The organism is Methylobacterium platani (assembly GCF_001653715.1).
Lineage (GTDB): Bacteria > Pseudomonadota > Alphaproteobacteria > Rhizobiales > Beijerinckiaceae > Methylobacterium > Methylobacterium platani.
The window spans coordinates 38,060-62,686 of sequence record NZ_LWHQ01000038.1; the positions used below are offsets into that span (position 1 = coordinate 38,060).

Below are 24,627 nucleotides of genomic sequence, written 5' to 3' on the forward strand. Positions count from 1 at the left end.
TCCGGGATACGCGGATTGATCAGCGACTCGATCATGGAAGCAGAGCGTGCGCCAAAATCTGCGTCGGGGCGGGTCTGCATCAGGCCGGTCTGACGGACATGGACGGCGTCGGCATCCGGACAGGGTGACAAAAGATAAAAACGGCGCGGATTTCCATTCCGCGGGTGGCAGGGCCGTCCGGGGAAAGGAACGGCGCGGGATCCCCGCTCCCGAGTGGGAGAGGGGAGACGCGCTTGATCCTGAAAGGAGTTCTCCCTCGGACAGCCCTGCCGCCCGCTCGGAGAGGAGGGTACCCCCCGCCGCCCTCGTCCCCGTAAGCGCCCGGACGTGGCGCCGTGCCGGCCGAAACGCTCCGTCCGTCAGCCCAGGGCCGGCGCCACCAGCGCGCCCTCGGCGGCCCCGCTGCCCGCCGCGAACACCACCCGGCCGCCGTCGAGGCGGGCCCGGCCGCTCGCCACCAGGGCGAGCGCCGCCGGGTAGAGCCGGTGCTCCTGCACCAGCACCCGGGCGCCCAAGCGCTCCTCGTCGTCCTCCGGCAGGACCGGCACCGCCGCCTGGGCGACGATCGGGCCGGCATCGAGCTCCGGCACCACGAAATGCACCGTGCAGCCATGCACGCGCACGCCCGCGGCCAGCGCCTGGGCGTGGGTGTGGGTGCCGCGGAACAGCGGCAGCAGGGAGGGATGGATGTTGAGCATCCGCCCGGCCCAGGCCTCGACGAACCAGGGCGTCAGCACCCGCATGAAGCCGGCGAGAACCAGGAACTCGACGCCGTGGCGGCGCAAGCCTTCGTCGAGCGCCCGCTCGAAGGCGGCCCGGTCGGAGAAGGCGCGGTGGTCGACCGCCTCGGTGGCGAGCCCGGCCTGCGCGGCGCGGACGAGCCCGGGCGCGTCCGGCCGGTTCGAGGCGACGAGCACGATCTCGGCCGGGTAGTCCGGCGCCTGCGCGGCCTCCAGCAGCGACACCATGTTGGAGCCGCGGCCGGAGATCAGGATCGCGACCCTGGCGCGGCCGCTCATAGGGCGAGGCGTCCGGAATAGGTGACCGGGCTCTCGCCCCGCTCGGTGATCCGCCCGAGGCGGACCGGCGCCTCGCCGGCGGCGGAGAGCGCCGCGCTCACCGCCTCGGACCGGGCCGGATCGACCACCGCCACCATGCCGATGCCGCAATTGAAGGTGCGCAGCATCTCGGCCTCGGCGACGTTGCCCTGGCGGGCGAGCCAGCCGAAGACCGGCGGCACGGCGATCGCGTCGAGGTCGAGGGCGATGCCGACCCCGTCGGGGAGCACCCGGGGCAGGTTGTCGGGGAAGCCGCCGCCGGTGATGTGGGCGAGCGCCTTGATCGCGCCGTGGCCGGTCTCCTTCAGCGCGGCGAGCAGCGGCTTGACGTAGATCCGGGTCGGCTCGAGCAGCGCCTCGCCCAGGCTCTTGGCCGGCGCGAACGGCGCCGGTGCGTCGTAGCCGAGACCCGACGCCGCCACGATCCGGCGCACCAGCGAGAACCCGTTCGAGTGCACGCCCGACGAGGGCAGGCCCAGCACCACGTCGCCCGGCGCGATGCCGGCCACCGGCAGCAGCGCGCCGCGCTCGGCGGCGCCGACCGAGAACCCCGCGAGGTCGTAGTCGGACCCGTCGTAGAGGCCCGGCATCTCGGCGGTCTCGCCGCCGATCAGCGCGCAGCCGGCCTGGCGGCAGCCCTCGGCGATGCCCCTGACGATGTCGGCGCCGACCCCCGGCACCAATTTGCCGGTGGCGTAGTAGTCGAGGAAGAACAGCGGCTCGGCGCCCTGCACGATGATGTCGTTGACGCACATCGCCACGAGGTCGATGCCGATCGTGGCGTGGCGCCCGGTCTCGATCGCGATCTTCACCTTGGTGCCGACGCCGTCGTTGGCCGCCACCAGGATCGGATCCTTGAAGCCCGCCGCCTTGAGGTCGAACAGGCCGCCGAAGCCGCCGATCTCCGCATCGGCCCCCGGCCGGCGGGTCGCCCGCACCAGGGGCTTGATCGCCTCGACCATGGCGTTGCCGGCATCGATGTCGACGCCCGCCTCCGCGTAGGTCATTCCGTTCTGGCGCTCGCCCGTCGTCATCCCTCGACCCTTCGCCTCGATCCGTCACATGCTGCGACCGCTCTTAGCCGCTCTTGCCGAAGACCGCGAGTCGGGGCAGCCGGAGGAGTCATGCCATTGCCGAAGATGCCGTTCCGGTCGCTGCCGAACCTGATCACCGCCGCGCGCCTCGCCCTGGTGCCGTTCGTCGTCGGGGCGATCCTCCGCGAGGCCTGGGGGCTTGCCTTCCTGCTCTTTGCCCTCGCGGGGCTCTCCGACGGGATCGACGGATTCCTCGCCCGCCGCTACGGCCTGACGAGCCGCCTCGGCGCGATCCTCGACCCGCTCGCCGACAAGGCGCTGATGCTCGCCGTGCTGGTGAGCCTGACGCTCGCCGGACTCGTGCCGGCCTGGTTCCCGGCCGTGTTGATCGCCCGCGACGCCCTGATGGTGGTGGGCGCCGGCCTCGCCCGCCTCGCCGGCCGCCCGCTGGAGACCCCGCCGCTCGCGATCGGCAAGCTCAACACCGCCGGCCAGATCGCCTTCCTGGCCTGGCTCCTCGGGAGCCGGGCGCTCCGGATCGCGGCGGTGGAGGCGGAGGCGGTCGCGATGCCGGCGCTCGCCGGGCTGTCGGTCGCGTCGGCGCTGGCGCAGGGGCTTGCGGGATGGCGACGGGGAGGGGCGACAGGCGGGTGAGGCGGGTGCCGTTGTGCCGATTCGTTTCTGGGTTGTTTTGGAAAGCTGTTTTCCGACATGTCAAGAAAATTTCTATTTACGTATAGTAAAATTGTAGAAACGTCGTAGAATGGGCTGCGCGTGATTCGCGGCGAGGCGAAGGAATAACACGATGAATATCACCGGAGATTATGACAACAATGTTCTTTATGGGACAGAATATGACGATGTGATCGATGGAGCGTTAGGGAATGATGTTCTTATTGGCAGAAGTGGAAATGATACGTTTCTGGTGAAAGGTGGTCAAGGACCGGACCACTACGATGGCGGCTCTGGGTATGACAAAATCTCGATCGAGCAAGTTCCGTTGTATTATAATTACATTTGGCTTGAGATAGCCTCCATGGAAGGCGTCGAGCTGATCGATAATAAAAGCCAGCTTGCAGCTTATATTGTGACTGACAATAATTTAAATTTAAATGGAACTGAGCTGAGAGGTATAAACGACATAAGGGGCATGGCCGGAACGCAATATATAAAAGGAAGTCGAAAAAACGATATTATTAAAGGACTGGATGGAGATGATTTTCTGGAAGGATATATCGGTAATGACACGCTCTATGGTGACAATGGAGCGGATGAGATAGTCGGTGGGCGCGGCAACGACGCACTTTATGGTGGGGCTGGTGCTGACAAATTTGTGTTCGATACCGGCCATGGCTCTGACATCATCTACGATTTTGAGGACGGCGTGGACAAAATTCTGTTTCCCGCTGAACTTAGTTACAGCTTCGCCGCCTCTGGCAATGGCACTCTCGTGACCGCTGGAGCGACCAGTATACTTCTGTCTGGAGTTTTTTCAGCGTTGATCAGCGCCGACGATTTCGGCACAACTCCTTACAATATATACGGGTAGCATAGATGGCGGCTGTCACGCTATCTGACGTGACAGCCGCCTTGAGATATGCTGCTTGAACTGCCGCTCCCCGTGAACGGATCGCACGGAAGAGCCATTCTATTTTGTTTCAGCCAGGCGATGCAAATTCGGGTGTGTGATATTTAATCGGGGCAAATTTATTGTTCGACATCCGTTGCCCCGTAGTCGACTTCGAGAAGCACTGTGCCCTGATCGTAAAATCTGAGAATGTTATTGTCGTCCATCTTCATGAACAACTGTCCTGTTGTCTTATCCCGTGCTTCGAATTTGCCAATGCGGAGTTGGCCGTCAACCCCCTGCGAGACGATCTTGCCGGAAATGTCCGCAACTTCAGCGACACCCGCCGTCAACGTCGAGATTTTATCCCGAAGCGCTCCAAGGAAATGTAGATACGACATATTTTTCTGTTCAATCACGTCACCGCCGCTGGTTCTGCCAGTCGTGTATGAAAAATCTGATTTAAAATAATCTTCCATGATGGAGAATATTTTTTCTCCTTCTCGCATTTGTTCCGGCCAACGATGATACCCTGGCGTCACGGCATCGATGACTTTCCGCGCAGCCTCCTTTCTCGCGAAATCCACCATGATGGCGCGATACTCCGGATCTTCGATGTCCTCCGGGCGCTCGTAGTACCGCACCCCCGGGCTGCTGCCGTGGTTCGGGCTCGCCCAGATCTCAGCCGCCCGCAAGGCTGCATCGCCGATCTTGGCCGCTGCTGCCTTGTTCGCGGCGCTGGTCTCGACGGAGATCGTATTGACGATCTTGAGGATCGCGGCGGCGGCTTCGTCCGTGTCCTCAGGTCCGATGCCGCCCACGCGGCCGTGAAAGACCGGCCCCGTCGTTTGCAGGAGCGTGGTGATATACGATGCTGGTGTATTGCCGATGCTGGTCATGGCACATCCTGAACACGGCGCGGGCGGTGGAGACGAGGCAGGCCGCCATCGATTTTTGATGTAACCCTATTTATCGGATTCGTTTCTCAGCGGCAATGGCAAGAAAACCCAAAGCATTGAATTTCTTGCCGAGCCGATGTTTTATTTTTGATGGCCGGGATATTTTTTATTAACCTATTACCGCAGGGCGCCCGGCGCCGAACTCCCGGAGCGCCCGCAGACCGGGCTTGACCCTGCGGCGGCGCCCTTCCATCTCGGTCCGGCCGGGGCGCGACGGATTCGCGTGGGTGACGGGGCCAGCGCGCATGCCGATCCAACGCCGGGCCGCGATCATCCTGGCCATCCTCACCGTGCTGGTCGTCCTGCTCTACCAGCTGCGCGACGTGCTCCTGCCCTTCGTGGCCGGCGCCGCGCTCGCCTATGCCCTCGATCCGGTCGCCGACCGGCTGGAGCGGCTCGGGATCGGGCGGCTCACCGCGACGCTGATCATCCTGGCGGTGTTCCTGTTCGGGCTGATCCTCGCCCTGATCCTGGTTGTGCCGCTCGCGGCCAACCAGGTCGCGGCCCTCGTCGCCTCGCTGCCGGCGATGATCGCGAAGCTCCAGGCGATCATCGCCGAGCGGGCCGGCCCCCTGATCGAGCGCGCCGGGGGCCACGGCGCGCTCCAGGAGCTGCAATCCTCCGTCGGCAACCTGATGGGGCAGGCGGTGGCCTGGATCCTCGGCTTCCTGCGCTCGCTGTGGTCGGGCAGCCAGGCGGTCGTCGGCATCGTCTCGCTGCTCGTCGTGACGCCCGTGGTGGCGTTCTACCTGCTCGTCGACTGGGACCGGATGATCGCGACCCTCGACCGCTGGGTGCCGCCGCGCCACCGCGATACCGCCCGGATGCTCGCCCGCGACATCGACGGGGCGATCACCGCCTTCATCCGCGGCCAGAGCCTGGTCTGCCTGATCCTCGGCACGTTCTACGCGCTGGGCCTGTGGGCGGTCGGGCTGAATTTCGGCGTGCTGATCGGCCTGATGGCCGGGTTCCTCACCTTCATCCCGTATGTCGGTTCGCTCACCGGCTTCCTGCTCTCGACCGGCGTCGCGCTCGTGCAGTTCTGGCCCGACTGGGTCTCGGTGGTGCTGACGGTCGGGATCTTCCTGGTCGGCCAGTTCCTCGAGGGCAACGTGCTCCAGCCCAAGCTCGTCGGCGACGCGGTGCGGCTGCATCCGGTCTGGCTGATGTTCGCGCTCCTCGCCTTCGGCTCGCTGTTCGGCTTCCTCGGCCTGCTGCTGGCGGTGCCGGTGGCCGCCGCCCTCGGGGTCGTCGCCCGCTTCGGGGTGAAGCGTTATCTCGAGAGCCGGCTCTACCACGACGGCACCCCGATCCTGGCCGCCGACGCGACCGTGGTGGTGGCCAAGCCGGTGCCGCCCGCCATATCGAAGCCCTGACCCGCACGAGAAGACCCCGCGCCCCGCAATGTCCGACCCGCCGCGCCAGCTCGCCCTCGACCTGCCCGTCATTCCCCGCTTCGGCTCCGAGGACTTCCTGGTCAGCCCCTCCAACGAGGCGGCCTATGCCCGCATCGAGGCCTGGCCCGACTGGCCGGACCGGGTGCTGGTGCTCGTCGGCCCGCCGGGCAGCGGCAAGAGCCACCTCGCGGCGATCTTCGCCGAGCGGTCCGGCGCGCTCACCGTGCCGGTCGCCGCCGTGACCGCCGAGGCGGTGCCGGAGCTGGCCCGGGCCGAGGCCCTGGTGATCGAGGATGCCGACCGAGCCGAGGGCCGCGACGAGAAGGCGCTGTTCCACCTGCTCAACCTCGTGCGCGAGCGCGGCGCGAGCGTGGTGGCGACCGGCTCGCGCCCCGTGGAAGCCTGGGGCCTCGCCACCCCCGACCTGCGCTCGCGCCTGCGCCTCGCGCCGGGGGTGAGCCTCGAACCCCCGGACGAGGCCCTGCTCCGGGTGGTGCTGGTGAAGCTCTTCCTCGACCGCCAGCTCGTCGTCGATACCAGCGTGGTCGACGCGCTCACCCTGCGCCTCGACCGCTCGCTCGCCCGCGCCCGGGACGTGGTGGCGCTCCTCGACCGCGAGGGCCTGAGCCGGCGCCGGCGCATCACCCGGCCGCTGGCGCTCGCCACCCTGGCGGCCCTGGAGGGGGCCGAGGACGAGGGCGGCGACGACGAGGGAAGCGGGGACGAGGAACCGGACGGCGAGGACTGAAGTCTTCCAGCAGGTCGTCGCCGCTGCATGAGGCCGATCGGGCGCCCACAGCCGCCCTTCACGCAATTGTCAAACTGTCCTGTCACCGGGGCGGGCTGGAAGCCCTGACCCGGCATCGATCCAAGGAGGAGCCCACGTGTCGGACAATGCTGCCGGAGCCAGTGCCATCCCGGTCCTCGACGAGACCGAGGCGACGTCTGCGGCCGCCGAGGCTGTCCGTCACGACGCGGCCGAGGGTCTGGCCGCCCCCGAGGCGGTCCGCGCCGCCGACGAGGCCGATGCGGCGCAGGAAGCCGCCCGCCGGGCCAAGGCCGAGGCCGTATCGGCCGGCCGGGCCCTGCGCCACGAGCCCGCGCGCTTCGTCAACCGCGAATTGTCCTGGCTGCAGTTCAACCGCCGGGTGCTGGAGGAGGCCTCGAATACCGGCCACCCGCTGCTGGAGCAGCTGCGCTTCCTGTCGATCTCGGCCAACAACCTCGACGAGTTCTTCATGGTGCGGGTCGCCGGCCTGCACGACCAGGTCCGGGCCGGGTTGACCGCGCCCTCCGCCGACGGCCTGTCGCCGGCCGAGCAGCTCGCCCGCATCGACGCCGAGGTCTCGGGCCTCGCCCGCGACCAGCAGCGGCGCTGGCGCGAGCTGCGCGAGGCGCTGCACGCGCACGCCATCGACCTCGTCGAGGCGATGGACCTCACGGCGGAAGAGGCGGCCTGGCTCGAGGATTACTTCCTCCAGCACATCTTTCCGGTCCTGACGCCGCTCGCCATCGACCCGGCCCACCCGTTCCCGTTCATCCCGAATCTCGGCTCGACCATCGCGCTCACCCTGGTGCGGCCGCGCGACGCCCGGGTGCTGCGGGCGCTGATCCGCCTGCCCTCGATCATCGACCGCTTCGTGCGCCTGCCCGACCCGACCGGCAGCGGCGCGGCGCGCTTCATCGCCATCGAGCAGGTGATCGTGCTGTTCACGAGCCGCCTGTTCCCGGGCTACCTCGTCAAGGGCCAGGGCGGCTTCCGGGTGGTGCGCGATTCCGACCTCGAGATCGAGGAGGAGGCCGAGGACCTGGTGCGCCACTTCGAGACGGCGCTGAAACAGCGCCGCCGCGGCGTGGTGATCCGCCTCGAGGTCGATGCGGGCATGCCGGAGGACCTGCGCACCTTCGTCGCCGACGAGCTCGAGATCTCGGTCGATGCGATCTTCCTGGTCGAGGGGATGCTGGCCCTCAACGAACTGTCCCAGATCGTCGGGATCGACCGGCCCGACCTGAAGTTCAAGCCCTACAACCCGCGCTTCCCCGAGCGCATCCGCGAGAGCGGCGGCGACTGCTTCGCGGCGATCCGCCAGAAGGATTTCATCGTCCACCACCCCTACGAGTCGTTCGACTCGGTGGTGCAGTTCCTGTCGCAGGCCGCCCGCGACCCGAACGTGGTGGCGATCAAGCAGACGCTCTACCGCACCTCGTCGAACTCCCCCATCGTCGCGGCGCTGGCGGAAGCGGCCGAGGCCGGCAAGTCGGTGACGGCGCTCGTCGAGCTCAAGGCGCGCTTCGACGAGGAGGCCAACATCCGCTGGGCCCGCAACCTCGAGAAGGCCGGCGCCCAGGTGGTGTTCGGCTTCATCGAGCTGAAGACCCACGCCAAGCTCTCGATGGTGGTGCGCCGCGAGGGCGACCGCCTGGTGAGCTACTGCCACGTCGGCACCGGCAACTACCACCCGATCACCGCCCGGATCTACACCGACCTGTCGTTCTTCACCGCCGACCCGGTGATCGGCCGCGACGTCTCGCGGATCTTCAATTTCATCACCGGCTATGCCGAGCCGGCGGAGCTGGAGCGGATGGCGGTCTCGCCGCTGACCCTGAAGGCGCGGCTGCTCGAGCACATCGCCGAGGAGATCGCGCACGCGAAGGCCGGGCGCCCGGCGGCGATCTGGATCAAGTGCAATTCCCTCGTCGACACCCAGATCATCGACGCGCTCTACGACGCCAGCGAGGCCGGGGTGCCGATCGACTGCGTCGTGCGCGGCATCTGCTGCCTCCGGCCCGGGGTGCCGGGCCTGTCGGAGAACATCCGGGTCAAGTCGATCGTCGGGCGCTTCCTGGAGCACGGCCGGGTCTACGCCTTCGGCAACGGCGCCGGGCTGCCCCACCCCAAGGCCCGGGTCTACATCTCGTCGGCGGACCTGATGAGCCGCAACCTCGACCGCAGGGTCGAGGCGATGCTGCCCATCCTCAACCCGACCGTGCACCAGCAGGTGCTCGACCAGATCATGATGGCGAATCTCCTCGACAACCAGCAGAGCTGGCGTGTACTGGCGTCGGGCGCGAGCGAGCGGATCGAGCCCGCCGAGGGCGAGGAACCCTTCAACGCGCACAAGTATTTCATGACCAACCCGAGCCTGTCGGGCCGCGGGAAGGCATCGAAGAAGTCGAGTCCGCGCGCGCTCAGCCGGCGCGCCCAGCGCGTCTGACGCGGCGGTCGGGGGTCGGTCCCCGGGGCCATCCGTCCGGCGGCGCTCCCGTCATGAGGATCTGGATGGGCCTGGATCGTACCGCCCTGAACGAAGCCGCGCTCGCGCAGATCGAGCCCGGCGCCCCCGTCGCGATCATCGATATCGGCTCGAACTCCGTCCGGCTGGTCGCCTATTCGGGCGTCAGCCGGGCGCCGACGCCGCTCTACAACGAGAAGGTCCTGTGCGGCCTCGGCCGCAACGTGCTCTCCACCGGCCGCCTCAACGAGGAGGCGGTGCGCCGCGCCCTCCAGGCGCTGGCCCGGTTCCGGGTCCTGTGCGAGACCATGCATGTCGGCCAGGTCTTCGTGCTCGCCACCGCGGCCGCCCGCGACGCGGAGAACGGCCCGGCCTTCCTGGAGGCGGCGCAGGCCGCCTGCGGCCACCCGATCGAGCTGCTCTCCGGCCGCCGCGAGGCGGAGCTGTCGGCCTATGGCGTCATCTCGGGCTTCCACGCCCCGGACGGCGTGGTGGGCGATCTCGGCGGCGGCAGCCTCGAGCTCGTCGACGTGCGCGGCTCGGCGGTCGGCAGCGGCGTGACCATGCCCCTCGGCGGCCTCGCGCTCCAGGACCTCAGCGGCGGCTCGCTGAAGAAGGCCCGCAAGATCGCCGCCGAGGCCCTGAAGAAGGCGGGACCGCAGCTCGACACCCTGAAGGGCCGGACCTTCTACGCCGTCGGCGGCACTTGGCGGGCGCTGGCGCGCCTGCATCAGGCGGCGCGGGACTACCGCCTGCACGTGATGCACGGCTACTCGATCGAGCCGAACGACGAGCTCTCCTTCCTGCAGGTCGTCGAGCAGTCCGACGCCGCGACGCTCGCCGCCGTCGAGAGCGTGTCGGAGGCCCGCCGGCCGCTTCTCGCCTACGGGGCGGTGGTGCTGGAAGAGGTGATCCGCTCGGGCAAGCCGCGCGAGATCGCGATCTCGGCCACCGGCGTGCGCGAGGGCCTGCTGTTCGAGAAGCTCGACGCCGCCGCCCGCGCCCGCGACCCGCTGCTGCTGGCGGCGAGCGAGCTCAACCGCCTGCGCTGCCGCAGCCCCGGCCACGGCCCCGAGCTGCAGGCCTGGACCGACGCCTTCATGGCGAGCCTGTCGACGCCCGAGACCGCCGACGAGCGGCGGCTCCGCCACGCCGCCTGCCTCCTCGCCGATGTCGGCTGGCGCACCCATCCGGATTACCGCGGCGAGCAGAGCCTCAACGTCATCGCCCACGCCTCCTTCGTCGGCATCGACCATCCGGGCCGGGCCTACCTCGCCGTCGCGGTGTTCTTCCGCCACGAGGGCGTCGCCCCCGACAAGGCGAGCCCGCTGCTGCGCCAGCTCGCCGGCCCGCGCCTGTTCGAGCAGGCGCGGCTGCTCGGCGCGGTCCTGCGCGTCGCCTTCCCGGTCTCGGTGGCGATGGAGGGCATCCTGCCGCGCACGCCGCTCGCCATGCGCGACGGCGCGATCGTCCTCACCCTGCCGCCGGACCTGCGGGATCTGGCGAGCGACCGGCTGTCGAACCGCCTGCGCGGGCTCGGGCGGCTGCTCGGCGTCGAGGCGCGGATCGAGATCGAGGGGTAATCCGGAGGTCGGATCGCGCGATCGCGGTGCGCTCGGGCGACGTCGCCTTTCGCCGTCGCGAAGCAGTCGTACCGCGGCGTCATCGAACGAATTCGTTCGACGACGCCGACCAAGCCGGAACGGGCGCCGGGCTTGTGCGAAGGCGCGGGGCCTATCCGATCCGCTCCAGGATCTCCGCCCGCGCAGTCACGGCCTCCGCGCCGATCCGGTAGGCTGCCACCACCTCGGCCTCCGCCCGCGCGGCCTCCGCCTCGCTGCGGGCATGCACCACCGCGAGCGGCCGGTCCGGCCCGACCTCCGCTCCCAGCTCCGCCAGATCCGTGAACCCGACCGCGTGGTCGATCGCGTCCTGCGGCCGGGTGCGCCCGCCGCCCAGCCCGATCACCGCGACGCCGACGTCGCGCGTCGCGATGGCCCCGACCCGGCCCGCCCGGGGCGCGGGGACTGGGCGCACCACCGGCGCGCGGGGAAGGTGGCGCTCGGGCGCGTCGATCAGGCCGGCGGGGCCGCCGAGGGCGGTCACCATGCGGGAGAAGACCTCGGCGGCGCGGCCCGACACCAGGGCTGCCTCCAGGCGGGCTTCGGCCTCGCTCGTCTCCGGGCTCAAGCCCCCGAGCACCAGCATCTCGGCGCCGAGTGCCAGGGTGACGGCGTGGAAGCGCGGCTCGCGCCGGCGCCCGGCGAGGTAGTCGAGGGCGTAGGCCACCTCGACGGCGTTGCCGGCGGCCGAGGCCAGCGGCTGGTCCATGTCGGTGAGGAGCGCCCGGGTCGGCAGGCCGGCGCCGTTCGCCACCGTGACCAGGCTCTCGGCGAGGCCCCGCGCCTCCTCGGTGGAGGCCATGAAGGCGCCCGAGCCCGCCTTCACGTCCATCACGAGGCCCTGCAGCCCGGCGGCGAGCTTCTTCGACAGGATCGAGGCGGTGATGAGATCGAGGGATTCCACCGTCCCGGTGACGTCCCGGATGGCGTAGAGCCGCCTATCGGCGGGCGCGAGGTCCGGGGTCTGGCCGATCACCGCGCAGCCGACCTCGCGGGTGACGCGCCGGAACAGGGCGACGTCCGGCGCCGTGGTGTAGCCCGGGATGCTGTCGAGCTTGTCGAGGGTGCCGCCGGTATGGCCGAGGCCGCGGCCGGAGATCATCGGCACGTAGCCGCCGCAGGCCGCCACCATCGCGGCCAGGGCTAAGCTCACCGTGTCGCCGACGCCGCCGGTCGAGTGCTTGTCGAGGACCGGGCCGGGCAGGTCCCAGGTCAGCACCGTGCCCGAGCGCTGCATCGCCCGGGTCAGCGCGACGCGCTCGGTCAGCGACAGGCCGCGGAAGAACACCGCCATCGCGAAGGCCGCCGCCTGGCCCTCGGTGACCCGGCCCTCGGTCAGGCCGGCGATGAAGGCCTCGATCGCCTCGGGCGGCAAAGCGCGGCCGTCGCGCTTGAGGCGGATCAGTTCCTGCGGCAGCAGCGTCATGGCGTCGTCCCGGGAAGAGAAGTCAGAGGTCGCCGGCCAGCAGCGCGGCGACGAGTCGTCCGACGTCGTCGGCGGCCTGCGCCGCCACCCGCTTGGTCTCGGCGTGATGCGGGGCGCCGATCCCGGCGCCGGTGCCCGATGCGAACCCGGCGGCGTAGTTGGTCACCAGCGACAGGGCCGCGACCCTGAGCCCGAAGAACCGGGCGAGGATCACCTCCGGCACCGTCGACATCCCGACGAGGTCGGCGCCCAGCACCGTCGCCATGCGGATCTCGGCCGGGGTCTCGAAGCTCGGGCCCGAGAACCAGGCATAGACGCCTTCGTGCAGCGGCACGCCGCTCGCCGTCGCCGCCTGCTTCAGCGCTGCCCGCAGGGCCGGATCGTAGGCCCCGGCCATCGGCACGAAGCGCGCGTCCGACGGCTCGCCGTAGAGCGGGTTCAGGCCCGACAGGTTGATGTGGTCGGTGATCAGCGCGAGGCGGCCCGGGCCGGCCTCGGGCAGGAGCGAGCCGGCGGCGTTGGTGAGGAGGAGCGGAGGCGCGCCGAGGGCCGCCACCACGCCGACCGGGACCCGCATCACCGCGGCATCGCCGTGCTCGTAGGGGTGGGCGCGGCCCTGGAACAGCAGCACGCGCCGGCCGCCCCAGCGCCCCGCCACCAGCCGCCCGGCATGGCCCGAGACGCCCGAGGCCGGGAAATGCGGGATCTCGCCATAGGGCACGGCGACCGGGTCCTCGATCCGGTCCGCCAGGGGGCCGAGGCCGGTGCCGGTGACGAGGGCGAGCGCGTAAGGGCCCTCGAAGCCGCGCGCCCGCAAGGCCGCGGCGGCCTGCGCGACCCGGGGATCGTCGGGCGGGCTCACGCGAGGTTGTCCGGGCCGAACGAGGCCGGCAGCAGGTCGTCGAGGGTGAAGGTTCGCCGCACCCCCTCCGGACCGGCGACGTGGATCGGGGTGTCGGGACCCGCGAATTCGCGGATGCGCTGGCGGCAGGCGCCGCAGGGCGTGACCAGGGCCTCGCCGTCGCCGAGCACCAGGATCGCCGCGATGCGCCGGCCGCCGGCCGCCGCCATCGCGGCGATCGCCCCGGCCTCGGCGCAGGTGCCGACCGGGTAGGCGGCGTTCTCGACGTTGCAGCCGGCATGCACCACCCCGGTCTCGTCGCGCAAAGCCGCGCCGACGCGGAAGCGGGAATAGGGCGCGTGCGCCCGCGCCTGGACCGCCCGGGCGGCGGAGAACAGGGTGTCGGTCGGGTCCGTCGCCGCCGCCATGGTCGCTCCAGCCTCGGTCGTTGCGAAAAGGGACCCGGATCATGGCCGGCCGGCGGCGCGGCGTCGAGCCCGTCGACAAGCCGCCGCCGGCGCCCTAAACCCGCATTCTTTCCACCGAGAAGGACAGTGGCGATGCTGGGACGGTTGGACCGCGGCGGGTCCGGCGAGGCCGTCGTCGAGTACGGCGACAGCAACCTGCGGGTGGTGCGGCCCGGCCGCTTCGTGCGCTGCGCCGTGACCGGGGTCGAGATTCCCCTCGACGCCCTGCGCTACTGGAGCGTCGAGCGCCAGGAGGCCTATGCCGATCCCGACGCCGTCATGACGCGCCTTCGCGCGGCGTCAAAGACCGCGTAGCAGCGCCGCCAGCCTCTCCGGCTCGTCGAGCTCCAGGACCACCGGCAGGGTCGCGACCGGCATGGCGGCGGGGAGCCGCACCCGGTCCTTCTCGGTCGTCACCAGGAGGAGGCCGCGCCGCGCCGCCTCCGCCGCCAGGTGCCCGGCTTCCGCCGCCGTGAAGGCGTGATGGTCCGGGAAGGCGCGGGTCTCGCGCGGGTCGGCCCCGAGATCGCGCAGGGTCGCGAAGAACTTGTCCGGCCGCCCGATTCCCGCGAAGGCGAGCACCGGGCGCCCCCGCAGGGCGTCCGCCGCCGCCGGATCGGGGACGAGCCGCCCGCGCAGGGCCGGCACCCCGCGGGCCCGCGCCGCCGCCAGCACCCGGTCCCCCGGCGCGCCGTCGCCGATCGCCAGGACGGCGTGGACGTGCGGCCATTGCGCCGCTTCCGGCGCCCGCAGCGGGCCGGCCGGAAACACCCGCCCGTTGCCGAGCCCGACCGCGCCGTCGATCACCGCGAGGGCGAGGTCCTTGGCGAGGCCCGGATTCTGCAGCCCGTCATCCATCACCACGACGTCGGCGCCGGCCTCGACGCAGGCGAGCGCCCCGGCCGCCCGGTCGCGGGCGACGATCGCCGCCCCGGAGCGGGCGAGCAGCAGCGGCTCGTCGCCGACATCGCCCGCGCCGTGGCGCGCCGGATCGACCCGCACCGGGCCGGCCAGGCGCCCGCCGTAGCCGCGGCTGAGGAAGGCCGGCTGCCGGCCGAGGTCGCGCAGCAGGGCGGCGACCGCGAGCGCGGTCGGGGTCTTGCCGGCCCCGCCGAGGGTGAAGTTGCCGATGCAGACCACCGGGCAGGGCGCCCGGGCGCCCGCCTTCGCCATCCGGCGGGCGGCGAGCGCCCCGTAGACCGCGCCGAGAGGGGCGAGCAACCGGGCCGCGGGCGTCGGCGCCTCGTGCCACCAGAAGCCCGGTGCCCGCCTCACGAGGCGAACCGTCCGGCGATCATCAGCTGGCAGATGAAGGGCTCGAGGGCCGCCATCGCCCGGTCGGTCGCGCCGCCGGACTCCGTGATGGCCTGCGCGGCGGACCGGGCCATCGCCTGGCGGCTCGCCGCATCGGCGAGGAGCGCGTCGAGGGCGGCCGTCAGCTCCTGCCCGTCCCGCACCGTGCGGGCGCCGCCGGCGGCCTGGAGCGCGCCGTAGACCTGCGCGAAGTTGCGCACGTGCGGCCCGTACAGGATCGCGCCGCCGAGGCGGGCCGGCTCGATCGGGTTCTGGCCGCCGTGGCGGGCGAGCGACCCGCCGACGAAGACGAGCGGGCACAGCCGGTAGAACAGGCCGAGCTCGCCGACCGTGTCGGCGACGTACAGGTCGACCTTGTCGTGCGGTTGCCCGCCCGCCGCGCGGCGCCCGACCCGGAGGCCCGCCGCGGCGGCGTCGGCGGCGATGGCCGGGCCGCGCTCGGGATGGCGCGGCACCACGATCGTGAGCAGGCCGGGATGACGCCGCGCCAGCGCCTTGTGGGCGGCGGTGGCGGCGGCCTCCTCGCCCGGATGGGTCGAGGCGGCGAGCCAGGCCGGGCGTCCCCCGATCACGCCCGCGAGCTGGCGCAGCAGCTCGGGATCGGCCGGGGGCGGGCCGGCATCGAATTTCAGGTTGCCGCCGGTCTCGACCCGCGGCGCGCCGAGGCGGGCGAAGCGCTCCGCCTCCTCCCGGCTCTGGGCGAGGCAGAGCGCGATGCGCGACAGCAGAGCGCGGGCCACCGCCGGGGTGCGGGCCCAGCCGCGGGCCGAGCGCTCGGACATCCGCCCGTTGACCAGGATCAGCGGCACCCCGCGCGCGTGCAGGGCCAGGATGGTGTTGGGCCACAATTCCGATTCGGCGACCAGGGCCAGGTCCGGCCGCCAATGGTCGAGGAAGCGGGCGAGGTAGCGCGGCGCGTCGAGGGGCGCGAACTGGTGCAGGGCGCCCCGCGGCAGCCGCCGGGCGAGCAGCTCGGCCGAGGTGCGGGTGCCGGAGGTGACGAGCACGGTGAAGCCGCGCCGGGTCAGCCGCTCGACGAGGCCGATGAGCGACAGGGCCTCGCCGATGCTGGCGCCGTGGGCCCAGACCAGCGGCCCGGCCGGGCGCGGCTTGCCCGGCCGCCCGGTGCGCTCGGGCAGGCGGACCGGGTCCTCCTTGCCGCGCCGGCGCCGCCAGGCCAGCAGGCCGGCCAAAGCCGGCTCGCCGGCGATCAGCCCGTAATGGTAGGCGCGCAGCAGCGCCGGGACGCCCGCGCGCCTCATCGGGCGGCGCTCCGTCTACGGGTATGGACCGGGTCGATCCGCCCGACCTGCGCGAAGGCGCGGGCATGGACCGCGTTGAGGTCGCCCTCGATGCGCAGGCGCGCCGCCTCGATCCCGGCCGCGTCGAGGTCGCGCGGGATCGTGATCGGCTCGCCGAAGGCCATCACCCCGCGGCCGAAGGGCAGGCCGAGGCTCGCCCGGTCCCAGCTGTCGAATTGCAGGTAGCGGCTCGTCACCACGGCGGTCGGCACGACCGGGCGGCCGGACATCCGCGCCAGCATCACGATGCCCTCGCCGCAGCGCCGCGACACCTTCGGCACGTCGGCGCTGAACGCCACCGTCTCGCCGTCCTCGAGCGCCTTGAGGCAGCCGCGCAGGGCCTGGACCCCGCCCTTGGCCCAGATGTCGCTCGCGCGCCGGGCGCCGGAGCCGCGGATCACCCGCACGCCCATCCGCTCGAGGATCGCGGTGTTCACCCCGCCGTCGACCGAGCGCGACACCATGGTGGCGGCCCGGTCCTGCGGCCGGCGCACGAACGGCACCATCAGGTGCTGGCCGTGCCACATCGCGATGATGAACGGCCTGAGCGGCGACAGCCAGTCGTAGGCCCCCGGCGGATCGAGGCTGAAGCGGTTCGTGCCCCGCACCAGGTTCAGGTAGCTCGCGCCGAGGAAACCGAGGCTCTCCTGGGCGGCCCGGCTGCGGGCGATGCGGGTGACGGCGCTCATCGGGACACTTCGCGGAGGGGGTGCGCTTCAGGGGAACGCCGCGGATCCGGCGGGGGCCGGGCCGGGCGGGACCCTGCGAAACCGGGCGCCGTCATGCTCCGTTCGGGGCGGCGAGGCAACCGCCGGCGGGGGATCGGCGCCCGATGGCGGGTGCGGCGGCGCACGCGCGCGGCGTCTCGGAGCGCGGGCCGGACGGCGGGCATTCCTGGCGATCGCTTCGTCATGGAAACGGCGGTTCAGGGTCCGACCCGGCTTCCCACGAAGCCCGTCGGATTTTACGGGAAGAAGAACCTGGCGACCGCCGCCGTGCCGCCAATCAGCGCCGATGTCGCCGCGACGCTGGCGGCTACGATCTGCCACGGCGCAAGCATGCGGTCGCGATTGAGCTTGGCTGCTTCTGCCATCAATTTGTTCATTTCGGCTGAGAGCTTGCGTTGCTCTTCGACGAATTTCTGGGTCTCGGCGTTCGAGCGCAGAACCCGTGCCACTTGCTCGGCGATATCGAGAGAGGCGTCGGCCATCGCGGATGTCCCTCAAGCGGGCCGGGTGTACCCAAGGTCACGTCCACACTGTGCGGACCAGCACGAATGCGGTCAAGGATCGTCGGCAAGGGATCGTCGGCGAGGGATCGTGGCTCGCATCGTCGCCCGTCGTCGCCGCGGCGGGATGGGTGACCCCTCTCGTGCGTCACGACGGACTTGTTTGGAATGGCTCCAATCTATAGATTGGAGCCATTCCAAACAGGAGCATGCCCGTGAAGGCCCTGACCGATCTCACCGAGCGCGAGGTCCTGGCGCTCGCCATCGCCAGCGAGGAGGAGGATTCCCGCATCTACCGCAGCTTCGCCGAGAGCTTGCGCGCCGACCTGCCGGGCTCCGCCGGGGTGTTCGAGGCGATGGCCGAGGAGGAGAGCGGGCACCGGGACGACCTCTACGCCGCCTATCGCGAGCGCTTCGGCGAGCACCTGCCGCCGCTGCGGCGCGAGGACGTGAAGGGCTTTCCCCGCCGCCGGGCGTTCTGGTGGCAGGGCCTGGATGCCGGCCGGATGCGGCGGGAGACCGAGGCGATGGAGGCGCAGTCCGCCGGCTTCTACGAGCGGGCGGCGGATCTCACCCGCGACCTCGGGGTGCGCCAGCTCTTCACCCGCCTCGCCGAGATCGAGCGCGGCCATGGCCGCCGGGCCGAGGCCCTGGCGAGCGAGCAGGAGAGCGGCGACGCCGCGGCCGAGGAGGCGCGGGCGGCCCATCGCCTGTTCGTGCTGCGCTACGTCCAGCCGGGCCTCGCCGGGCTGATCGACGGCTCGGTCTCGACCCTGGCGCCGCTCTTCGCCGCCGCCTTCGCGACCCACAACAACTGGCAGACCTTCCTGGTCGGCCTCGCGGCCTCGATCGGCGCGGGCATCAGCATGGGCTTCACCGAGGCGCTGTCGGATGACGGCAGCATCACCGGGCGCGGCTCGCCGTGGCTGCGCGGCCTCGTCTGCGGCGCGATGACGGCGGTCGGGGGCCTGGGCCACACGCTGCCCTACCTGGTGCCGGATTCCTGGTCGAACGCCTTCGCGATCGCGACCCTGCTCGCCGCCCTCGTGGTGGCGGTGGAGCTCCTCGTCATCTCGGGGATCCGCACCCGCTACATGGAGACGCCGTTCTGGCGCGCCGCCCTGCAGGTGGTGCTCGGCGGCGTGCTGGTGCTGCTCGCCGGCGTCGCCATCGGCAGCGCCTGAAAGGGGGCATCCGTGCGGCACCGTGCGCGGGGGGCGGCGCCGAAAGCCGCTCCCGCCACCTTGAAAATGGTCTAGAAACGGTGCGCGGAGGCCCGCAGAAACGCCCCCCAAAAGATCGTCCCGAGGAATCGCCGTGCAGACCAGCTTCACCCCCGCGCAGCTCGCCGACCCGGCCATGGCGGCCTCGGAGAAGATCCTGCGCACCTGCGTCCATTGCGGCTTCTGCACCGCCACCTGCCCGACCTACCTGCTGCTGGGCGACGAGCTCGATTCGCCGCGCGGGCGCATCTACCTGATCAAGGACATGCTGGAGGGGGGCAAGCCCGCGAGCCCCGAGGTGGTCAAGCACGTCGACCGCTGCCTGTCCTGCCTGTCCTGCATGACGACCTGCCCGTCGGGGGTGCACTACATGCACCTCGTCGACCACGCCCGCGCCCATATCGAGAAGACCTATGCCCGCCCGGCGGAGGACCGCGCCTTGCGCGCGGTGCTGGCCTGGGTGCTGCCCTACCCGAACCGCTTCCGGCTGGCGCTGCTCGGCGCCACCCTCGGCCGGCCGTTCCGGGGGATCGCCGCGAAGATGCCGAAGGTCGGCAACCGGCTCGCCGCGATGCTCGATCTCGCGCCCGGGGCGCTGCCGACCCGCTCGGCCCAGGACCGGCCCGGCCGCTTCCCGCCCGCCGGCCCGCGCCGCGGCCGGGTGGCGCTCCTGCGCGGCTGCGCCCAGAGCGTGCTGCGGCCGGACTTCAACGAGGCGGCGATCCGGCTCCTCACCCGCCACGGCGTCGAGGTGGTGCAGGCCAGGGGCGAGGGCTGCTGCGGCGCGCTCACCCACCACATGGGCCACGAGGATTCCTCGCACGCGCTGGCGAAGCGCACCATCGATGCCTGGATCGCCGAGATGGACGGGGAGGGGCTGGACGCCATCGTGGTCACGGCCTCGGGCTGCGGCACCACGATCAAGGATTACGGCTTCATGTTCCGCGACGACCCGGCCTACGCGGACAAGGCCGCCCGGGTCTCCGCCATCGCCCGCGACGTCACCGAGTACGTCACGGGCCTCGGCCTGTCGGAGCCGGTGGTCGAGACCGACCTCGTCGTCGCCTACCACTCCGCCTGCTCGATGCAGCACGGCCAGGGCCTGCGCACCGAGCCGAAGGCGCTGCTGTCGCGCGCCGGCTTCACCGTGAAGGACGTGCCCGAGGGCCATATCTGCTGCGGCTCGGCCGGCACCTACAACATCCTGCAGCCGGAGCTCGCCGCGCACCTGCGCGCCCGCAAGGTCGCCAATATCGAGCGCGTGCAGCCCGACGTGATCGCCACCGGCAATATCGGCTGCGCCACCCAGATCGGGAAGGGCACCGAGATCCCGATCGTCCACACCGTGGAGCTCCTCGACTGGGCCACCGGCGGACCCCGCCCGGCGGCCCTCGACGGGGTGGCGGACCGGCGCCCGGCCCTGGCGGCGGCGGAATAGGGGACACGGCGGGCCGGGGGAGGCGCGTCCGCTCGACGCGCCGCGGTCTCACACCCGCCGCAGCCGCACCCCGAACAGCCGAAGGGCTGCAAGCAGCGTCGCCGCATAGGCGACGAGCCCGGCGGTGCCGAGGACCGAGAGCACCGCGAGCTCGCGGAAGCGCGGCACGGCCGGCACCAGGCGGTCGATCAGCGGCAGGCCGCCGAGCGTGCAGGCGGCGAGCACGCAGCAGGCGGCGAGCACCCCGCAGGCGGTGACGATCAGCGTGCGGCTCGGCGCGGTCCAGGCGCGGCCGTAGGCGAGGCAGAACAGGATCAGGACGTTCACCCAGACCCCGGCGGCGGTGGCGAGCGCCAGGCCCATCACCCCGAGGGGGCTGGTGAGCAGGATCTTGAGCCCGACATTGACCGCGACCGCGGTCAGCGAGGCGATCACCGGCGTGCGGGTGTCGTGGCGGGCGTAGAAGCTCGCCACGATGCTGCGGATCACCACCGCCGCCGGGAGCGCCAGGCCGTAGGCCGCCAGCACCGCGCCGGAGCGGGACGCCGCCTCGGCGTCGAAGGCGCCGCGCTGGAACAGGGCCGTCATGATCAGGTCCGGCACCAGCAGGAACGCCACCGCGAACGGCGCCGAGAGGGCGAGCGAGAAGCCGGTGGCGCGGTTCTGGGCCGCGTGGGCGGCGTCCGGATCGCCCGCGGCGATGCGCCGGCTCATCTCCGGCAGCAGCACCGTGCCGGCGGCGATGCCGATGACCCCGAAGGGCAGCTGGTAGAGCCGGTCGGCGTAGTAGAGCGCCGAGACCGCGCCGGTCGGCAGGAACGAGGCGATGATCGTGTCGGCGAACATCGCGATCTGCACGCCCGCCGAGCCGATCACCGCCGGTCCCAGCATCCGGAAGAACCGGCGCATGCCGGCGTCCCTCAGGGTCGGGCGCACCAGCGACGGGGCGAGGCCGGCCCGGCGGGCATCGGCCCAGACCAGCAGGAACTGCAGCACGCCCGAGACCGCGACGCCCCAGGCGGCGGCGTAGCCCGCATTCGGGAACAGGAAGGCGAGGGCGAGGGCTGACAGCAGCGACAGGTTGAGCAGCACCGGGGCGGCGGCGGCGGCCGCGAAGCGCCGGCGGGCGTTGAGGATGCCCGACAGCAGCGTCACCTGGGTGATGAACAGCAGGTACGGGAAGGTGATGCGGGTCAGCGCCACGGCGAGCGCGAACTTGTCCGGCTCGTCGGCGAAGCCGGGGGCGAGCGCCCGCACCACCGCCGGCATCAGCGGCAGGGCGAGGGCCAGAAGCCCGACCTGCACCAGCAGCATCAGGGTGAAGACCCGGTCGGCGAAGGCGCGCGCGGCACCGTCCTGCGCGTCGAGGGCCGCGTAGGTCGGCACGAAGGCGACGTTGAAGGCGCCCTCGCCGAAGATGGCGCGGAAGTGGTTCGGCAGCCGGAAGGCCACCACGAAGGCGTCGGCGACCGGCCCGGCGCCCATCACGGCGGCCATGACCACGTCGCGCAGGAAGCCGGTGGCGCGGGAGACCAGCGTCCAGCCGCCGACCGAGAGGATGCTGCGAATCATGACGCCGTCGATAGCACAGGCGCGGGGCCCGCGGCGGGACCGGCAAGCCTCACGCGGCGCCGGAAATGCGCCGTCACGCGGCGCCGGAATAGCGCGCAGGCCGCGCGCCGCGGCGGTCGTCGCGCACCAGACGGTCGTGCCCCTGCGCCGCCGGGCCGATCCGCTCGGCGACGACGTAGAGCGGGCGGCGCTTCACCTCGGCGAAGATGCGGCCGATATACTCGCCGATGATGCCGAGCGACATCAGCTGCACGCCGGAGAAGAACATCACCGAGACGATCAGCGAGGCGTAGCCCGGCACGTCGGGGCCGCGCAGCAGCGTGTCGGCGACGAAGTAGAGCGCGGTGAGGAAGGCGATGCCCGCGATGGTGCCGCCGAGATAGGTCCAGACCCGCAACGGCACGGTCGAGAACGAGGTGATGCCGTCGAAGGCGAAGCGGAACAGCTTGCGGAAGCTCCACTTCGAGCTGCCGTGCTGGCGCTCCTCGACCTGGTAGGGCACGCCGACCGAACGGAAGCCGATCCAGGAATACAGGCCCTTGGAGAACCGGGCGCGCTCGGGGAGCGAGCGCAGCACCTCGACGCCCTTGCGGTCGATCAGCCGGAAGTCGCCGGCGCCCTCGGGCAGCGGCATCTCGCCGAACCGGGCGAACAGCCGGTAGAACAGCCGGGCGAAGCCGCGCCGCATCGGGCTCTCGTCGTCGCGGTCGGTGCGCTGGGCGTAGACCATCACGTTGCCCTCGCGCCAGCGCTCCCAGAAGGTCGCGATCAGCTCGGGCGGGTGCTGCAGGTCGGCATCCATGATGACCACGGCGCGGCCCTCGGCATGGTCGAGCCCGGCCGCGATGGCGATCTCCTTGCCGAAGTTGCGGCTGAACGAGACCGCGCCGATGCGGGGCTCGGCCGCGTTGTGCCGGGCGACGGCCGCGGCGGTGTCGTCGTGGCTGCCGTCATCGACGAACACCACCTCCCAGGCCGGCGTCAGGCGCTCCAGCACCGGGGTGAGGCGCGCGAGCAGCGGCGCGACGTTGGCGCTCTCGTTGAAGACCGGTATGACGACGCTCAGGTCGACCGTCTCGGGATGTCTGAACAGCTCCACGACGCTGTCCCTCGTTTCGGTGTCTGGCGCCGGCGGGGCCGGCGGACGGTCACAAGGCCGGTGCGGGCACCGGCGGCTCAAGCGCGAGATCTAAGCGATGCTTCCTGAACGGCGCCCGGTCGTGCTTTGCGCCGACGATTACGGCCTGAGCCCGGGCGTCAGCCGGGGCATCCTCGACCTGGCGCGACGGCAGCGCATATCAGCCACCGGGTCGATGACCAACATCCCGGCCTTCCGGGCGGCGGCCCCGGCCCTGCGGGAGCTGCGCGGCGCGGTGGGCCTCGGCCTCCACCTGACCCTGACGACGGGCGCGCCCCTCGGCCCCCTGCCGCGCCTGGCGCCGGACGGGCGCCTGCCGCCGCTCGGACGGCTGATGTCGCTCAGTGTGTCGGGCCGCCTGCGGGCGGCGGAGATCCGGCCCGAGATCGAGCGCCAGCTCGACGCCTTCGCGGCGGCGATGGAGTTCGCGCCCGACTTCGTCGACGGCCACCAGCACGTCCACGTCCTGCCCGGCGTGCGGGGGGCGCTCCTCGAGGCGCTGAGCGCGCGGGGCTGGCGGGGCTGGCTGCGCGATCCGGGCGACCGCCCGAGGGCGATCCGGAGCCGGCCGCAGGCCGGCAAGGCCGCCGTGGTGGCCGGGCTCGGTCTCGGATTTGCGAAGGCGGCCCGTCGCGCGGGGTTCGCCGTCAACCGGGGGTTCTCCGGCTTCTCGGACTTCGCGGCGGGAGACGGGTTCGCCGACGCCTTCGAGCGGAGTTTTCGCGATCTCGGGCCGGCGCCGGTGGTGATGTGCCATCCCGGCGAGGTCGACGATGGCTTGCGCGCCCTCGACCCGGTGGTGGCGAGCCGGCCGCTCGAACTCGCCTATCTCGGCTCCGCGCGGTTCGAAGAATTCCTGGAGCGGGAGGGGTTGCGGCTCGTGCTGGCCCCGGCCGCCTAGAGCATTTTTCGACGAAGTGGGTACCGGTTCGTCGTGAAAAATGCGGCAAAACAAAGACATAGAGAGCTTCGCGATTGCAACGCGATCGCGAAGTGCTCTAGAGGAACCCCCTCGCCCGGGCGGGGAGGGGGCTCTCGATCAGCGTCTATCCGGCGCCGATCAGGCGATCGCCTCGCCGTACATCTTCTCGACGTGCTCCCAGTTCACCAGGTTCTCGATGAACGCCTTGAGGTAGTCGGGACGACGGTTGCGGTAGTCGATGTAGTAGGAGTGCTCCCACACGTCGACGCCGAGGATCGGCTTGGCGCCGTGCACCAGCGGGTTCTCGCCGTTGGGGGTCTTCATGATCTCGAGCTTGCCGTTCTTCACGGCGAGCCAGGCCCAGCCGGAGCCGAACTGCGACACGCCGGCCTGGATGAAGTCGGCCTTGAACTTGTCGGTGCCGCCGAGATCCTCGGCGATCTTCTTCTCGAGCGCACCCGGGATCGCGCCGCCGCCGTTCGGCTTCATCCACTGCCAGAAGTGGATGTGGTTGTAGTGCTGGCCGGCGTTGTTGAAGAGCGGCTGGTTCTGGCCGTAGGAGGCCTTCACCACCTCCTCGACGCTCTTGCCGGCGAGCTCCGAGCCCTCGAGGAGCTTGTTGCCGGTGTCGACATAGGCCTTGTGATGCTTGTCGTGGTGGAACTCCAGGGTCTCCTTCGACATGTAGGGCTGCAGCGCGTCGTAGGCGTAGGGGAGTTCGGGCAGCGTGAAGGCCATGGCGTGTCTCCGGATCGCATGGGTTCGGCGCGGCGGTTCCCGAGACGGCGCCGCCGCGGCACCCGCGTCTACCTAAGTCGGCCCCGGGCCGGCGGCAACGCCGGTCGCCCATCCCGGGGCCCCATCCCGGACTTTGGTCCCCGGTCAAG

23 protein-coding genes are annotated in these 24,627 nt (G+C 71.2%); 10 read left to right on the plus strand and 13 right to left on the minus strand.

Annotation, left to right across the window (positions count from 1 at the left end; all coding sequences use genetic code 11):
• Window positions 1–359 precede the first annotated feature (359 nt).
• Together purN and purM are read right to left on the minus strand one after the other, a co-directional pair.
• Complete coding sequence (gene purN / locus A5481_RS18770) at window positions 360–1,019, minus strand: phosphoribosylglycinamide formyltransferase (protein ID WP_048434725.1); 660 nt, start codon at window positions 1,017–1,019, stop codon at window positions 360–362.
• Window positions 1,016–2,092, minus strand: a complete 1,077-nt coding sequence (gene purM, locus A5481_RS18775; protein WP_048434726.1) for a phosphoribosylformylglycinamidine cyclo-ligase — start codon at window positions 2,090–2,092, stop codon at window positions 1,016–1,018. The genes purN and purM overlap by 4 nt, the downstream gene beginning before the upstream one ends.
• A gap of 90 nt (window positions 2,093–2,182) precedes the next feature.
• Between purM and A5481_RS18780 the strand changes: the two genes are divergently transcribed.
• The gene (locus tag A5481_RS18780) at window positions 2,183–2,746 is read left to right on the plus strand and encodes a CDP-alcohol phosphatidyltransferase family protein (protein WP_245238900.1); all 564 of its coding nucleotides are present in this window, start codon (window positions 2,183–2,185) and stop codon (window positions 2,744–2,746) included.
• Between the two features lie 151 nt (window positions 2,747–2,897).
• Entirely contained in the window at window positions 2,898–3,641 is a 744-nt protein-coding gene (locus tag A5481_RS35730; RefSeq protein WP_082173189.1) for a calcium-binding protein, read from the plus strand.
• Between the two features lie 158 nt (window positions 3,642–3,799).
• On the opposite strand, the gene A5481_RS18790 is transcribed toward A5481_RS35730, so the two are convergent.
• Entirely contained in the window at window positions 3,800–4,558 is a 759-nt protein-coding gene (locus tag A5481_RS18790) for a hypothetical protein (RefSeq protein ID WP_048434727.1), read from the minus strand.
• Window positions 4,559–4,869: 311 nt separating this feature from the next.
• Between A5481_RS18790 and A5481_RS18795 the strand changes: the two genes are divergently transcribed.
• The 4 genes from A5481_RS18795 to ppx all read left to right on the plus strand — a co-directional run bounded on the left by A5481_RS18795 (window position 4,870) and on the right by ppx (window position 10,831).
• Window positions 4,870–5,994, plus strand: a complete 1,125-nt coding sequence (locus A5481_RS18795) for an AI-2E family transporter (RefSeq protein ID WP_048434732.1) — start codon at window positions 4,870–4,872, stop codon at window positions 5,992–5,994.
• Window positions 5,995–6,022: 28 nt separating this feature from the next.
• A complete protein-coding gene (locus tag A5481_RS18800; RefSeq protein WP_048434728.1) occupies window positions 6,023–6,763 on the plus strand; it encodes a P-loop NTPase family protein in 741 nt (246 codons plus the stop codon).
• Between the two features lie 166 nt (window positions 6,764–6,929).
• Window positions 6,930–9,230: an RNA degradosome polyphosphate kinase gene (locus A5481_RS18805; protein WP_048434733.1), complete on the plus strand. Its 2,301-nt coding sequence runs from the start codon at window positions 6,930–6,932 to the stop codon at window positions 9,228–9,230.
• Window positions 9,231–9,295: 65 nt separating this feature from the next.
• Complete coding sequence (gene ppx / locus A5481_RS18810; RefSeq protein ID WP_048434729.1) at window positions 9,296–10,831, plus strand: exopolyphosphatase; 1,536 nt, start codon at window positions 9,296–9,298, stop codon at window positions 10,829–10,831.
• 151 nt (window positions 10,832–10,982) lie between these two features.
• On the opposite strand, the gene deoA is transcribed toward ppx, so the two are convergent.
• Genes deoA through A5481_RS18825 form a run of 3 tightly spaced genes read right to left on the minus strand, consistent with a single transcriptional unit; the run spans window position 10,983 to window position 13,565 of the window.
• The gene (gene deoA, locus A5481_RS18815) at window positions 10,983–12,296 is read right to left on the minus strand and encodes a thymidine phosphorylase (RefSeq protein ID WP_064504166.1); all 1,314 of its coding nucleotides are present in this window, start codon (window positions 12,294–12,296) and stop codon (window positions 10,983–10,985) included.
• A gap of 22 nt (window positions 12,297–12,318) precedes the next feature.
• Window positions 12,319–13,158 carry a purine-nucleoside phosphorylase gene (locus A5481_RS18820; RefSeq protein WP_064504168.1) on the minus strand — a complete coding sequence of 280 codons (840 nt, stop codon included), beginning with the start codon at window positions 13,156–13,158 and terminating at the stop codon, window positions 12,319–12,321.
• Entirely contained in the window at window positions 13,155–13,565 is a 411-nt protein-coding gene (locus A5481_RS18825) for a cytidine deaminase (RefSeq protein ID WP_064504170.1), read from the minus strand. The genes A5481_RS18820 and A5481_RS18825 overlap by 4 nt, the downstream gene beginning before the upstream one ends.
• Window positions 13,566–13,697: 132 nt before the next feature.
• Between A5481_RS18825 and A5481_RS18830 the strand changes: the two genes are divergently transcribed.
• Window positions 13,698–13,919 (plus strand): DUF2093 domain-containing protein, encoded by a 222-nt coding sequence (locus A5481_RS18830; RefSeq protein WP_064504171.1) that lies wholly within the window; start codon window positions 13,698–13,700, stop codon window positions 13,917–13,919.
• Here the strand turns inward: A5481_RS18830 and lpxK are convergent.
• The 4 genes from lpxK to A5481_RS18850 all read right to left on the minus strand — a co-directional run bounded on the left by lpxK (window position 13,905) and on the right by A5481_RS18850 (window position 17,429).
• Entirely contained in the window at window positions 13,905–14,879 is a 975-nt protein-coding gene (gene lpxK, locus A5481_RS18835; protein ID WP_064504173.1) for a tetraacyldisaccharide 4'-kinase, read from the minus strand. The two genes, A5481_RS18830 and lpxK, sit on opposite strands and share 15 nt — an antisense overlap.
• Window positions 14,876–16,180 (minus strand): 3-deoxy-D-manno-octulosonic acid transferase, encoded by a 1,305-nt coding sequence (locus tag A5481_RS18840; RefSeq protein WP_064504175.1) that lies wholly within the window; start codon window positions 16,178–16,180, stop codon window positions 14,876–14,878. Before A5481_RS18840 ends, lpxK begins: the two co-directional genes overlap by 4 nt.
• A complete protein-coding gene (locus tag A5481_RS18845) occupies window positions 16,177–16,908 on the minus strand; it encodes a lysophospholipid acyltransferase family protein (protein ID WP_064504177.1) in 732 nt (243 codons plus the stop codon). Before A5481_RS18845 ends, A5481_RS18840 begins: the two co-directional genes overlap by 4 nt.
• A 275-nt stretch (window positions 16,909–17,183) precedes the next feature.
• Window positions 17,184–17,429 (minus strand): hypothetical protein, encoded by a 246-nt coding sequence (locus A5481_RS18850; protein WP_064504178.1) that lies wholly within the window; start codon window positions 17,427–17,429, stop codon window positions 17,184–17,186.
• A gap of 233 nt (window positions 17,430–17,662) precedes the next feature.
• Here A5481_RS18850 and mbfA point away from each other — a divergent pair, with 233 nt between their 5' ends.
• On the plus strand, window positions 17,663–18,631 hold the full coding sequence (gene mbfA / locus A5481_RS18855; protein WP_048436974.1) for an iron exporter MbfA: 969 nt from the start codon (window positions 17,663–17,665) through the stop codon (window positions 18,629–18,631).
• A 133-nt stretch (window positions 18,632–18,764) separates the two neighbouring features.
• Complete coding sequence (glcF, locus tag A5481_RS18860; RefSeq protein WP_048436975.1) at window positions 18,765–20,108, plus strand: glycolate oxidase subunit GlcF; 1,344 nt, start codon at window positions 18,765–18,767, stop codon at window positions 20,106–20,108.
• A 48-nt stretch (window positions 20,109–20,156) separates the two neighbouring features.
• Here glcF and murJ read toward each other — a convergent pair whose 3' ends face one another.
• Window positions 20,157–21,680: a murein biosynthesis integral membrane protein MurJ gene (gene murJ, locus A5481_RS18865; protein ID WP_048436976.1), complete on the minus strand. Its 1,524-nt coding sequence runs from the start codon at window positions 21,678–21,680 to the stop codon at window positions 20,157–20,159.
• Window positions 21,681–21,753: 73 nt separating this feature from the next.
• Complete coding sequence (locus tag A5481_RS18870; RefSeq protein WP_048436977.1) at window positions 21,754–22,779, minus strand: glycosyltransferase family 2 protein; 1,026 nt, start codon at window positions 22,777–22,779, stop codon at window positions 21,754–21,756.
• Window positions 22,780–22,876: 97 nt separating this feature from the next.
• Between A5481_RS18870 and A5481_RS18875 the strand changes: the two genes are divergently transcribed.
• Window positions 22,877–23,719, plus strand: a complete 843-nt coding sequence (locus A5481_RS18875; RefSeq protein WP_048436978.1) for a ChbG/HpnK family deacetylase — start codon at window positions 22,877–22,879, stop codon at window positions 23,717–23,719.
• A 159-nt stretch (window positions 23,720–23,878) separates the two neighbouring features.
• Here A5481_RS18875 and A5481_RS18880 read toward each other — a convergent pair whose 3' ends face one another.
• A complete protein-coding gene (locus tag A5481_RS18880) occupies window positions 23,879–24,478 on the minus strand; it encodes a superoxide dismutase (protein ID WP_048429540.1) in 600 nt (199 codons plus the stop codon).
• Window positions 24,479–24,627 lie beyond the last annotated feature (149 nt).

Coding starts and splice junctions, on each gene's coding strand:
- ppx (WP_048434729.1), top strand. CDS start 9,296: ATGGGCCTGGATCGTACCGCCCTGAACGAAGCCGCGCTCGCGCAGATC.
- A5481_RS18780 (WP_245238900.1), top strand. CDS start 2,183: ATGCCATTGCCGAAGATGCCGTTCCGGTCGCTGCCGAACCTGATCACC.
- A5481_RS18825 (WP_064504170.1), bottom strand. CDS start 13,565: ATGGCGGCGGCGACGGACCCGACCGACACCCTGTTCTCCGCCGCCCGG.
- A5481_RS18790 (WP_048434727.1), bottom strand. CDS start 4,558: ATGACCAGCATCGGCAATACACCAGCATCGTATATCACCACGCTCCTG.
- murJ (WP_048436976.1), bottom strand. CDS start 21,680: ATGATTCGCAGCATCCTCTCGGTCGGCGGCTGGACGCTGGTCTCCCGC.
- A5481_RS18845 (WP_064504177.1), bottom strand. CDS start 16,908: ATGAGCGCCGTCACCCGCATCGCCCGCAGCCGGGCCGCCCAGGAGAGC.
- A5481_RS18880 (WP_048429540.1), bottom strand. CDS start 24,478: ATGGCCTTCACGCTGCCCGAACTCCCCTACGCCTACGACGCGCTGCAG.
- A5481_RS35730 (WP_082173189.1), top strand. CDS start 2,898: ATGAATATCACCGGAGATTATGACAACAATGTTCTTTATGGGACAGAA.
- purM (WP_048434726.1), bottom strand. CDS start 2,092: ATGACGACGGGCGAGCGCCAGAACGGAATGACCTACGCGGAGGCGGGC.
- A5481_RS18830 (WP_064504171.1), top strand. CDS start 13,698: ATGCTGGGACGGTTGGACCGCGGCGGGTCCGGCGAGGCCGTCGTCGAG.
- A5481_RS18800 (WP_048434728.1), top strand. CDS start 6,023: ATGTCCGACCCGCCGCGCCAGCTCGCCCTCGACCTGCCCGTCATTCCC.
- A5481_RS18840 (WP_064504175.1), bottom strand. CDS start 16,180: ATGAGGCGCGCGGGCGTCCCGGCGCTGCTGCGCGCCTACCATTACGGG.
- deoA (WP_064504166.1), bottom strand. CDS start 12,296: ATGACGCTGCTGCCGCAGGAACTGATCCGCCTCAAGCGCGACGGCCGC.
- A5481_RS18875 (WP_048436978.1), top strand. CDS start 22,877: ATGCTTCCTGAACGGCGCCCGGTCGTGCTTTGCGCCGACGATTACGGC.
- purN (WP_048434725.1), bottom strand. CDS start 1,019: ATGAGCGGCCGCGCCAGGGTCGCGATCCTGATCTCCGGCCGCGGCTCC.
- A5481_RS18850 (WP_064504178.1), bottom strand. CDS start 17,429: ATGGCCGACGCCTCTCTCGATATCGCCGAGCAAGTGGCACGGGTTCTG.